This window comes from Paenibacillus sp. FSL R5-0527 (assembly GCF_038008055.1).
Lineage (GTDB): Bacteria > Bacillota > Bacilli > Paenibacillales > Paenibacillaceae > Fontibacillus > Fontibacillus macerans.
Map to the genome: position 1 here is coordinate 3,725,807 of NZ_JBBOYI010000001.1, position 11,673 is coordinate 3,737,479.

The 11,673-nt window shown below is 52.2% G+C and carries 13 protein-coding genes; 11 read left to right on the forward strand and 2 right to left on the reverse strand.

Translation table 11 applies throughout. The features are described from left to right. Positions 1-216 precede the first annotated feature (216 nt). The 6 genes from glpX to NYE69_RS16330 all read left to right on the forward strand — a co-directional run bounded on the left by glpX (position 217) and on the right by NYE69_RS16330 (position 3,935). Positions 217-1,209 carry a class II fructose-bisphosphatase gene (glpX, locus tag NYE69_RS16305; RefSeq protein ID WP_340927038.1) on the forward strand — a complete coding sequence of 331 codons (993 nt, stop codon included), beginning with the start codon at positions 217-219 and terminating at the stop codon, positions 1,207-1,209. Positions 1,210-1,293: 84 nt separating this feature from the next. Then, on the forward strand, positions 1,294-1,461 hold the full coding sequence (locus tag NYE69_RS16310; protein ID WP_328271103.1) for a hypothetical protein: 168 nt from the start codon (positions 1,294-1,296) through the stop codon (positions 1,459-1,461). A gap of 94 nt (positions 1,462-1,555) precedes the next feature. Then, positions 1,556-2,113, forward strand: coding sequence for a GNAT family N-acetyltransferase (locus tag NYE69_RS16315; RefSeq protein ID WP_340927039.1), 558 nt, complete (start codon positions 1,556-1,558; stop codon positions 2,111-2,113). 8 nt (positions 2,114-2,121) lie between these two features. Then, positions 2,122-2,598 carry a YdbC family protein gene (locus tag NYE69_RS16320; RefSeq protein ID WP_340927041.1) on the forward strand — a complete coding sequence of 159 codons (477 nt, stop codon included), beginning with the start codon at positions 2,122-2,124 and terminating at the stop codon, positions 2,596-2,598. A gap of 15 nt (positions 2,599-2,613) precedes the next feature. Then, positions 2,614-3,135 carry a hypothetical protein gene (locus NYE69_RS16325; RefSeq protein ID WP_340927043.1) on the forward strand — a complete coding sequence of 174 codons (522 nt, stop codon included), beginning with the start codon at positions 2,614-2,616 and terminating at the stop codon, positions 3,133-3,135. 398 nt (positions 3,136-3,533) lie between these two features. Continuing rightward, positions 3,534-3,935 carry a SecDF P1 head subdomain-containing protein gene (locus tag NYE69_RS16330; RefSeq protein ID WP_340927044.1) on the forward strand — a complete coding sequence of 134 codons (402 nt, stop codon included), beginning with the start codon at positions 3,534-3,536 and terminating at the stop codon, positions 3,933-3,935. 5 nt (positions 3,936-3,940) lie between these two features. On the opposite strand, the gene NYE69_RS16335 is transcribed toward NYE69_RS16330, so the two are convergent. After that, positions 3,941-4,114, reverse strand: a complete 174-nt coding sequence (locus NYE69_RS16335) for a hypothetical protein (protein WP_340927046.1) — start codon at positions 4,112-4,114, stop codon at positions 3,941-3,943. A gap of 14 nt (positions 4,115-4,128) precedes the next feature. Beyond that, positions 4,129-4,395 (reverse strand): class I SAM-dependent methyltransferase, encoded by a 267-nt coding sequence (locus NYE69_RS16340; protein ID WP_340927048.1) that lies wholly within the window; start codon positions 4,393-4,395, stop codon positions 4,129-4,131. Positions 4,396-4,580: 185 nt separating this feature from the next. Between NYE69_RS16340 and NYE69_RS16345 the strand changes: the two genes are divergently transcribed. From NYE69_RS16345 to NYE69_RS16365, 5 genes are all read left to right on the forward strand, one after another. Continuing rightward, entirely contained in the window at positions 4,581-6,158 is a 1,578-nt protein-coding gene (locus NYE69_RS16345; protein ID WP_340927049.1) for a sensor domain-containing diguanylate cyclase, read from the forward strand. Between the two features lie 98 nt (positions 6,159-6,256). After that, complete coding sequence (gene dcuS, locus NYE69_RS16350) at positions 6,257-7,855, forward strand: DcuS/MalK family sensor histidine kinase (RefSeq protein ID WP_340927051.1); 1,599 nt, start codon at positions 6,257-6,259, stop codon at positions 7,853-7,855. Further along, complete coding sequence (locus NYE69_RS16355; RefSeq protein WP_240751668.1) at positions 7,852-8,562, forward strand: response regulator; 711 nt, start codon at positions 7,852-7,854, stop codon at positions 8,560-8,562. The genes dcuS and NYE69_RS16355 overlap by 4 nt, the downstream gene beginning before the upstream one ends. 158 nt (positions 8,563-8,720) lie before the next feature. Further along, the gene (locus NYE69_RS16360) at positions 8,721-10,076 is read left to right on the forward strand and encodes a 2-hydroxycarboxylate transporter family protein (protein WP_445744775.1); all 1,356 of its coding nucleotides are present in this window, start codon (positions 8,721-8,723) and stop codon (positions 10,074-10,076) included. A 327-nt stretch (positions 10,077-10,403) separates the two neighbouring features. Continuing rightward, positions 10,404-11,576, forward strand: coding sequence for an NAD(P)-dependent malic enzyme (locus NYE69_RS16365; RefSeq protein WP_340930422.1), 1,173 nt, complete (start codon positions 10,404-10,406; stop codon positions 11,574-11,576). Positions 11,577-11,673 lie beyond the last annotated feature (97 nt).

Sequence of the window (11,673 nt, forward strand, 5' to 3'; positions counted from 1 at the left end):
CCTTTTGACAATTCGCGAGTAATTGTATAACGATTCAGCTGCGGCCTTTTTTTGTCGACTTTTTAACTGCGGCAATTAGCCCGGATCTTTGTGTCCATAAACCTCATCTATATCCACAGTAAAATATATTAATTTCTTAAATGACCTGATTCGTATTATAGTGGAACTACAAAAAATTACCTAAACCTTGATGGATAAAGAAAGGTGGAAACTAGTTTGAACCGTGAATTAGAGTTGGCGGTCGTTCGCGTTACGGAAATGGCCGCGCTGCAATCGGCGCCATGGATTGGCAGAGGAGATAAGATCAGCGCTGACGATGCGGCAACCTCGGCGATGAGAAGCACGCTCGACTCCTTATCCATTAAGGGAACCGTCGTCATTGGCGAAGGCGAAATGGATGAGGCTCCGATGCTGTACATCGGAGAGAAGGTGGGGAACTGGCATGGCGTGGAGGTTGACGTAGCGGTGGATCCGCTGGAAGGCACTTCGCTGGTGGCAAACGGCCTCAGCAACGCTTTGTCGGTCATCGCGATCGCCCCGAAAGGCAATTTGCTGCACGCGCCCGACATGTATATGGAAAAATTGGCAGTAGGGCCTAAATTGGCAGGGAAGCTTAGTTTGCTTGATCCTGTGGAAGTTACGTTAGCTAAAGCCGCCGAAACGCTGGGGAAGAAAATATCCGATTTAAGCGTAATGGTGCTTGACCGCGAGAGACATCAAACGTTGATTGACACGCTGCGCGAGTGCGGCGTGCGGATTAATCTTTTGCCCGATGGCGATGTCGCCGGGGCGATGGCTCCCGCTTTTCCGGAAACGGGCATCGATCTTTATCTCGGCTCGGGCGGCGCGCCGGAAGGCGTGTTGGCCGCTGCTGCGCTGAAAGCTTTGGGCGGCGAATTCCAGGGCCGGTTAATGCCGGACGGCCAGGTTCAATACGAGCGCTGCATCGCGATGGGACTTGCCGACCCTTACCAGGTGTTATTGATGAAAGATTTGGTGGGTGAAGATGATGTCATTTTTGCCGCTACCGGCGTAACAAACGGAGATTTTTTGGGCGGGGTAAGGCGTCTGGCACACCAGCGGGCGGAAACGTATTCCATGGTGCTGCGGGTCAAAACCGGTACGATGCGGTTTATCCGAACCGTTCATCATCCTGCGGAGCAGGCCGGACGCGATGGGGAATTATTCGATAGAGCCATGGTGATCTGACGAATCCCCCCTTTATGCATAAACGGGAATGGAAAGTGCATCCTAAAGTGCGAAGAGATCGCAAGCTAGGAGGTGTTTTTTCGAATGGATCATAAGCCCAACCAGCAAGCCAAAGCAGAAGACCAAACGGAGGAAATCAACAAAATCCGGGAATCCGGGGACAGCGATACGGAATTTGCCGAAGATTTCAGCGCCCACGATTACCGCTCCGCTTTTAAAAATCCGAAAACAGGCGAGGAACGGCTGTACTAGCGGATTGGGGGATGGATGATAGGATTGGGTCAGGAGGATTTTAGCCTCCTGGCTTTTTTTGTTTATTTTCTCATCGGTCTTATGATGTATAATCATGGAAGAAGCCTTGAACAAGAAAGGACGGTTTATGATGAACAATCTCGCGTTAATTGAACCGGCCAAAGCATATCAAAGCCAATACATCGAAATGATCGAGGAATGGAAGGAAACCGGAGAGAAGCTGGTTCCTTTTGTGCTGAGATTCGAGTACGAAGATTTTGATTCATTTCTGGAGCGATTAATCATTTTAAGGGACGGCCCGGTAGAAGATGGAAAGACGGTAAACAGTTCAACGTTTTGGCTTGTTGAGGATCATCAAAGGGTGGTTGGCGCGGCAAATATCAGACACGGACTGAACGATTCCCTGCTTAACATCGGCGGGCACATCGGATACGGAATAAGACCCTCGGCCAGAAAAAAGGGCTACGCCACGGAGATTCTGAGGCAGGCATTAATCCATGCCAAATCGCTGGGAATATCGCGCGCTTTGGTAACTTGCGCCAAGGATAATATCGGATCGGCAAAAGCGATTCAAAAAAACAACGGCATTTTGGCTTTCGAGGCGGTCGTCGGCGGAGTTGAGATACAACGTTATTGGATCTCTTTAACTTGAGGTGTTTTATGGTAATAAAATGGGTTACCTGCACGGTAGCAAATACAAAAAAAGAAGCTTTTTCACAAGCCCAGTCCCGCTGGAGCTCGCTTTCGCAAGTGCCGGGGTTCATCGCTCAAATCGGCGGATGGGAGCGCAAAGGTGATGTATTGGAAGCCCACATTTTCGGATTTTGGGAGACTGCGGAGTTATACCGCGAGTTCATGGATATTTCCCATGATGAGATCTTCCAAAAAACCGGGCAACCTGGGACGTATGAAAGCATCAGCGTTCGTAATGGAGAGTTTGAGGGAAATATAAGAACAGTCGATGTTCATCGTCTTGACCGGGTCGTTATATCCCAAAATGCATATCAAACGTATTTAATGCAAATGATTCGGCAGAGAAGCGAAGCCGCCGCGGGAGTCTTTAACATGGGCGGGATAGAGGGGCCTGCACTGGCTGTTGAATTGGAACCTCGCTGGAGCGTGGGTAAGATGAATTAATAGGGAGGACACTTGATGAGACCCCATGAGCTGTTTCCGATTATCGAAAGGTTAGAAAAATGCAATATTACATATTCATTGGGCGGCAGCGCGGTATTGTACGATTTGAAATTGGTTGATGCCGTAAATGATTGGGATCTTACCGTGGATTGCGCAAAAGAAACCCTTATCGAGGCCATCCAAGACTATGACTGGGCGGAACAAAAAAGCGGAGACCCTCCATTTGCCAGCCAGTATCGGATCAAAATAGATTCGCTCAATATTGAATTCATAGGTTATTTTGCCTTACATACGGATCATGGAGTGCTGCGGCTGCCGGTGAGTCATTTGGGGACGTGGGACGGCATTCCTCTCTCGAGCCCTGAAATCTGGTACGTGGCGTATTATTTGATGAACCGAAAAACAAAAGCAAATCTGCTGCTAAATTACCTGAAAGAAAACAGGAGCACAGTGAATGCTTCCTTAATACGTCAGCTGATTAATACCAAGATGTTAAATGATGAATTGGCACAAGAATTGGGCTCTCTATGTAATTAACTACAAGATGAGGGATTACGATAGAAAGCGGTGCTTAACAGCCGGCTACTGGAACGATCAATGGTAGTCTAAACCCAGCCTCCAAAAATAGCGGAACTTTATGTCCTTATTATCCGGATATGGGCATGTTCATCCTCATTAACGCCATTTTTTGTACTTATTTTCTTATGAATGGTCCGGATCGCGGGCATTTCGATACGATTTGAGAAAATAGCGACATAAATTTCCTCTATTTCTCACAAATGGACGGATGTCGCGGAATAACGCCATTTTTTGCTCTTATATTTCGCCTTAAAGATACTCCGAGAAGGATTTCAATCCTCACGCTGCACGCGGAACTCACGAATCGAAGGGTGACCGATTACAGCCCGGAAACTGAAAAAAAGGAGATCCAGTTAATGAAATTCAAGGTTATTTTACTTTTTATGCTGATATTTTTAAGCGGCTGTCAAGTTTTGGATGTTTTTGGGCAACAACCACAAGACAAACCGACAGTTACTTTTGAAGATAAAGATCGGAACGTGCTGGCGACCGGGGCCGATCTAAGTTCGGTTTCGTTATCTATCGGCCCCACAGGCAAGGAATATTTTATAAGCGGGCGGTTTAAAGACCCCAAAAAGCTGGAAGAGATCACGCAAAATCTGCTAGGTGAAGAATTGTCCATCTACTGCGATGAAGAATTAATTACCTCCCCGACCATACAGCAAGTACTGACAGCGGGAGACTTCAGCATAGGCGGGGAATATTCCCTGGAGGAAGCAAAAAGTTTGGTGGATACGATCAAATTAAGTATGGAATAAACAGTTCAACAAAAAGCCACTCCCAACAAATGAGGATTCATGCCGTGCATCGACTCCTGCTGCTCGACCTTGCGGACGATTTCCAGCAATCTGGCTTTGGCTGCGGGATCGTCCCATTTTTCTTCAAATGCGGGCACGATCCAGGCGGGGCCCTCCACGCTGTAAATCTCAATATTCATAAGGCCGGCATCCGTTAAGGATGGTTTTTTTGAGCATATTCGATTTCTTGCGGGGCAAGGTCAAATAAATGAACCTCATGACCCAAGCCGGACAACCAGGACGAATACACGCCGATCCCGCCGCCGATATCATATATCACGCTTTTTTGCGCAGGCAAAAATCTGGAGATCAGTTCCCGGGTCCGCTCCCATTCAAGCTTGCCGATTCCCCTTTGCAATCTGCCCATCTCGGCGCCTTCGTTATAGTAACTCAAAATCTCCTTCTTCTCATCCTCTTCCATAATTCCACCTCGCTTCTTTTAATGGGATATTTTACACGTTGTTTATTGAGAATGAAAGGAAAAAATGCACCAAGAGGTTTTGCCGCATTGCTTCATGATGTATGGACTCGGGCGCGTTTCTGAAGTACTATGATAACAGTTTGGCAGCAGGTTAAATTATCAACAAGGAGTAGGAATCCGGCTTCATGCATATCCCTAAACAACCGATAAAAATCAGTCTTTCCGTAGTCTTGTCCGCCATGGTTTGTTTCTCCATTCTGATCACCATGTCCATCATGACATACACCCAATATAATAACGAAAAACATTCTCTCTTCCAAAACACGATGTCGCACAATTTATCATCGGCGCAAAAGATGGCGGTTACTACCGAGGCGCTGTTTTTTTCGATGCGAAAAACCCTTCATTCCGTAGCCAATCTTTCGCAAATCCGCACCATGGATATATCCAATAAAGAGGAGTTACAGCACATTTTCGATCTTGTCCGGCAAAGCAGCCCGTATTTCAATTCCGTATTTTGGACCGCTGAAACCGGGCAATTTCGAGTTGTTTCCCCTTACGGCAGCAATATGAACAATGCACGGGTAACGACGAAATGGGCTTTGGAAGCTTTAAACGGCAGAAAATCCTACATCTCCGAGCCGTATGTGAGTCCTACGGGACGATTGATCGTTTTTATAAGCGAGCCGGTTTTTGATGAACTGGGCGGTTATCGCGGGATGATCGGGGGGACGATTTACCTGGAGAAGGATAATATCCTGCATAGTATTTTTGGCTCCAATGCGGGCAATGAAACGGACTCCTATTCCTATATCGTTGATTCCGCGGGCAAGCTGCTTTACCATCCGGATCAGAGCCGGGTGGGGGAAAAGGTGCCTGACACGATTGTGCGGCAATTTCGGGCAGGCCATAGCGGTGAACTGCATTTGAGAAATACGCGCGGCGATGATTATTTGGCGGGTTACGCGAGAGTCGGCACCAACGGCTGGGTCATTGTCATGCAGACTTCCGAGCGATCGATTATGGCCGATGTCAACGACAACCTGCTGCACCTGATCCGGGGCATGCTCGTTCCGGTCGCGGTCATGTTGATCCTTGCCGGATTTATTGCCGCTAAAATCGCCGCGCCTTTTGCCCGGTTGTATAAAATTACGAAAGTCATTGCCGCCGGTCAAGATGTGTCTTTGCAGGAATTCAAACCCCATTGGAACCGGGAAGCCGATCAATTGAACCGGATGATGAAAGCGGCCGCCGAAACGCTGGCGAAACAAACTTCTTCGTTGCAGCAGGAAGCGATCACCGATCCGTTAACCGGGCTGTTCAACCGCAGAGAAATGGAACGCAGCCTGGATTTATGGGATAAAAAGGGGGATCGGTATGCCGTATTGCTGCTGGATATCGACCACTTCAAGGCGGTAAACGATACGTACGGCCATCAAACCGGCGATGAAGTTTTAAAAACGGTCGCCAACGTGATCGCGAAGTCCAGTCCTCCGGAAGCGGTATGTTCCCGTTATGGCGGGGAGGAGTTTGTCATCCTCCTTCGTGAACGGAATATGGACGAGGTGTACGGGATCGCCGAACGAATTCGACAAACGATAAGCGCGGCCCCAACCCCCTTTGCCGGGAAGATTACCGTCTCCATCGGCATCTCGTTATCCCCGGAGCATGGCGTAAGCCGCGACGAGGTGCTGCAGGCCGCGGACACGGCTTTGTACCGTGCCAAACGCGAAGGGCGTGACCGGACGATCGCCGCGGAATGATGGCGCCTTACGCCGGATAGCCGGATTCACATAACCTTCACTGACTTTTGGCGAAATAACGGAGTATAATCAAAGAAAACTTCGAAGGATGGCGAAATATGAAATTCTTCGGCCGAACGCTGCGTTTGCAAACGACGATCACCTTAATGGTCTGTTCCGTGCTGGCATTGGTCCTGCTGGCCGTATATTTGCTGTTTAATATGAAAAGCTCCGGGCTGACCCGGCAAGATTTGGAGCATAAAGCGATTACGATCGCCCGCACGGTTTCCAGGGATCCAACCGTTCAGAGCGCATTGAACGGCCAGGCGGACGCCGGGCTTGTGCAGGAGTTTACCGAAGAAATCCGTACGCTGAACGGGGTGCAGTTCATCGTCGTTATGGACGAGCAAGGCATCCGGCTGTCCCATCCCGATCCGGCGAAGATCGGGCAGCATTTTATCGGCGGCGATGAAGCCGCAGCGCTAAGCGGGAGGGAATCCGTATCCATCGCCAAGGGAACCTTGGGGAAATCCGTGAGAGCGTTTTCTCCGGTGATCGTTGGCGGCAAGCCGGTTGGCGCGGTTGCGGTTGGGCTGGCGCTGAACGATGTTAATTCGGCCGTGCGGCAGAACCGCTGGATTATTTATTTGGGGATGGCCGCCGGCGGCGTGCTCGGCGTGTCCGGGGCGGTTCTGCTGGCCCGCCGGCTCAAGCGGATGATGTTCGGCATGGAACCGGACGAAATCGCCAAGCTGCTGGAGGAGCGCAGCGCGATGCTGCAATCCGCCAAGGAAGGCATTATCGCCGTGGATGCGTTGGGGGTCATCACGTTGATCAACGCCGAAGCGAGCAGACTTATCGGCATAACCGAAGCCGGAGGCAACGCGCAGGAGCTTTGCCCGCTGCTGCGCATGGACAAGGTGCTGGAGACCGGGGAGCCGCTGAACGACATGGAGATGGAGCAGGACGGGATGACGCTGCTGGCCAATGTCGTGCCCGTCAAAGTGAACGGACGAACCCAGGGTGCCATCGCCACGTTTCGGGACAAGACCGAAATCGACGTCCTGATGGAGCGATTGTCGGGCGTTTCGCTGTATGTCGAAGCTCTGCGGGCCCAGACCCATGAATTTATGAACAAGCTGCATGTGATGGCCGGTTTGAACCATATGCGGCGCTACGATCGCCTGGAGGAATACCTGAGCGGAACCATCCGGCATTTTCAGTCGGAGGCCGGGATGCTTGTGAAGCAGGTGAAGGACCCGGTGATGGCCGGCTTTCTTTTGGGCAAGCTGAGCCGGGCCCGGGAAGCCGGCGTGAAGATGCATATCCTCGAAGAGGACGTGCTGCCGGAATGCGCCGATGCGGAAACGGCCCATGAGCTGGTCACTATTGTGGGCAATCTGCTGGAAAATGCGCTGGAGGCCGAGCCGGGCGAAGAAAGCAAAGATATTTCCGTCGGCTTCTCCCATGAAAATTCACAGTTGACCGTGACGGTGAGCGACAACGGTGCGGGCATCCCGGGAGAGATGATCAAACGGATCTACGAGCAGGGCTTTTCGACCAAAGGCAAGGGCAGAGGCATCGGCTTGTACCTGGTGATGCGCGGCGTCAACAAACTGGGCGGGCGCCTTTGGTGTCAAAGTGCGCAAGGTTCGGGAACGAAATTTATCGTACGCATACCGTACGAAGCAAAAGCATGGGGGACTCATGACTCATGATTAATGTACTCATTGTTGAAGACGACCCGATGGTTGCCGAAATGAACAAATTTTATTTGGAGCAGATTGAGGACTTCCGGGCCGAGGGTTGGGCCGAATCCGCCGAGCAGGCGCTCGGCCTGCTGGATTCCGCGCATTACGACCTGCTGCTGCTCGACATTTACATGAAGGGAAGCAGCGGGCTGGAGCTGCTGAGCGAAATCCGCCGCAAAGCGCTGCCTACGGACGTAATCGTCATCTCGGCCGCCAGAGACAAGAACAGCATCCGGCAGGCGCTGAACAATGGGGCGGTTGATTATTTGATCAAACCGTTTGAGTTCAACCGCTTTCGCCTGGCCATGGACGCCTACCGCAAGCGGGCCGCGCTTTTCAAGCAAGCCGATAGCATCGTCCAGTCGGAGCTTGACTCGATAACGCATGCCGCCGCGGACGAAGGCCAAAGCCAGCCGCTGCCCAAAGGCTTCACCCGCCAGACGCTCCAAGCCGTATGGAACGCGATCGAGGCGGCTTCCGCCGAAGGCTTCACAAGCGTGGACATCTCCGCAGCGACGGGGATTTCCCGGGTTTCCGCCGGCAAATATTTAACCGAGCTGGAGGCCAGGGGCATCCTCGAAATGGAGCTGATCTACGGGACCGTTGGCAGGCCGGTGCAGAGGTACAAAATAACGCCGCACGGAAAGATCCAAATCACGAAATATTTGCAATAAAGCAAGCCCTCCTTGCGCGAGCAAGGAGGGTTGTCTATTTTGTGACAGCGCTTACTTTAAAAACTTTAAAAATTCGATCAATATCTACATAAAAACAAAAGCGCTTACAAAAAAGCTATGATGAGGCTGAATTTAATCAAAGGAGGCCTATTTCCCCTATGGAAAAAACTGTACAGACGCAGGCCATTTCGCGTGAACCGAAGTCACAGCCCGCCGACAAGGCGGAAGGTTTGCTGTCCAAAGCGCTCAGCGTAAAGATCGGTGTGATTCCTTTGCCGGTTTACATCGTGCTGGCTCTCGTTATTGTCGCTGCCGCCGCCGTCGGCCAGCTGCCGAACGACATGATCGGCGGCTTGGCCGTCATCATGATTATGGGCGTGCTGCTGAGCCATCTCGGGTTTAAGCTCCCGCTGCTCAAGAACATCGGCGGTCCGGCGATTTTGTCCCTGATGATTCCGTCTTTCCTCGTGTTTTGGAATGTGCTGAATCCTCCGGTCGTTGACGCCGTGCACACGCTGATGAAAACGTCCAACTTTCTTTATTTGTACATCGCCTGCCTGGTGGCGGGAAGCATCACCGGGATGAACCGCCAGACGCTGATCAGCGGGTTTATCCGGATTTTCATTCCGATGATCGCGGGTACGGCGGCCGCCGTCGCGGTCGGGCTGGTCGTGGGCATGCTGTTCGGCTATACCGCCCACCATACGCTGTTCTACATTGTCGTTCCGATCATTGGCGGCGGCGTAGGCGAAGGCATCCTGCCTTTATCGATCGCCTTCTCGCAAATTCTCGGCGGTGAATCGGGCCAATATGTGGCGCAGATGATTCCGGCCGCGGTTATCGGCAACGTCTTCGCGATTATCGGGGCCGGCATTTTGAAGAAAATGGCCGACAAAAACCCGTCGATTACCGGGAACGGCGTTCTTGTCCGGGAGAAGGGCGGCAAGCAGCTTGGCGGAAGCCATTACGATGCGGAAAAAATCGATTTCCCGCTGATGGGCGGCGGCCTGCTCTTTGCCTGCAGCCTGTTCATCTCCGGAAGTTTGCTGTCGCCCTACGTCGGCATACCCGGCCCGATCCTGATGATCTTCGGCGCAGCGCTGCTGAAAATTTTCAAGCTGCTTCCGTACAAAATCGAACAAGGCGCGTACCACCTTTACAAATTTGTGTCCGGCACCTTGACCTGGCCGCTGATGGTCGGTCTCGGGATCTTGTACATCCCGCTGGAGGATGTGGCCGCGCTCATTTCCATACCTTACGTACTCGTCTGCGCATCGGTAATTGCCGCGATGATTGTGACAGGCTATATAGTCGGAAAATGGATCCGGATGTACCCTATAGAAGCCGCCATCGTGACAGGCTGCCGCGGCGGGCTCGGAGGAACGGGCGATGTGGCGATTCTTTCCGCATCGGGCCGGATGGAACTGATGCCTTTTGCGCAAATCTCCACCCGGATCGACGGGGCGCTGACCGTTGTCGCGGCCACGCTGCTGATCTCCGTCTGGGGAGGCTGAACTTAAGGATTTATTGATTGGATAGGAACATTGTCATAAAAAATACAACATTCGATATGGAGGCGACCCGCGATGAATCAAACGCTGGATCATTCTTATTTGTTTTCGCTGCGCGTGCAGTACAAAAGCGGCAGCGACTATATGGCAAACCTGGTGAACATTGTGGAGACGTATCAAGGAACCGTGCTTCAAGTCGAGCTTCAGGACCCGAACGAACAGGGGATGGCGGAGGCCGAAGTGAAGATCTCGGTGCAATATCAGGAGGACAGAGAGTTTATCGAAACCGCGGCACAAAAGCTCGGCGGCGGCGATATCGTGGAGCGGCTGATGGAAATTATGCAGCTGCATGAAGGCGGAAAGCTGGAAACGACGCTTAAGCATCCGATTCTGAGCAAGGAGGATCTTTCCAAGGTATACACGCCGGGGGTCGCCAAGGTTTGCCAGGCCATCGCCGAGGACCAGGAAAAGGCCTACCAGCTTACGACCAAAAAGAACACCGTCGCCGTCATTTCGGACGGAACGGCCGTGCTCGGCTTGGGGGATATCGGACCGAAGGCGGCGATGCCGGTCATGGAGGGCAAGGCCGCGCTGTTCAAGCAGTTTGCCGGGGTGGACGCCGTTCCGATCTGCCTGGATACGAAGGATACGGAGGAGATTATTGCGATCGTCAAAGCTTTGGCTCCGACCTTCGGCGGGATCAATCTGGAGGATATCGCTTCGCCCCGCTGCTTTGTCATCGAGGAGCGGCTGAGAGCGGAGCTGGACATCCCCGTATTCCATGACGATCAGCACGGTACGGCCATCGTGGTGCTTGCGGGGTTGCTGAACGCGCTGAAGGTATGCGGGAAAAATATCCGCGAGGTCAAAATCGTCGTCAACGGCGTTGGCGCTGCGGGCATCTCCATCTCCAAAATGCTGCTGCAGGCGGGCGCGGTCAATTTGATCGGCGTCGACCGCGAAGGGGCCATCAACCGCAGCGCGGCGTACGAGAACCAGCACTGGAGCGAATTTGCCGAATATACGAATCCGCACAATGAACAGGGACCATTGTCGGAAGTGATCAAGGGAGCGGATGTGTTTATCGGGGTCTCGGCTCCAAACGTGCTGAAAGTCGGCGATCTGCGGAACATGGCCAAAGACCCGATCGTGTTCGCCATGGCCAACCCGACGCCGGAAATCGATCCATTGCTTGCCGCGCCTTATGTCAAGGTGATGGCGACCGGCCGCTCCGACTATCCGAACCAGATCAACAACGTGCTTTGCTTCCCGGGGATTTTCCGCGGGGCGCTTGATTGCGAGGCGACGGACATCAACGATGCGATGAAGCTGGCGGCGGCGGAAGCGATCTCCTCCGTGATCGATCCGTCTGAGCTAAGCGAAAACTATATCATCCCGGATGCGTTTGATTCCCGTGTGGTGGAACGAATCCGGCTGGCGGTGGCCAAAGCTGCCGTAGACAGCGGCGTAGCGCGCAAAAATTTGCTTGTCGAGATAAAGTAATGCCAGGCTAAAACCCGGACTATATTCGGAAATGGCAAGTGATGTCGGCTAAAAACTAAAAAAATAAGCGAGGCTGTCGCCCCATGGTTGTTCAAGG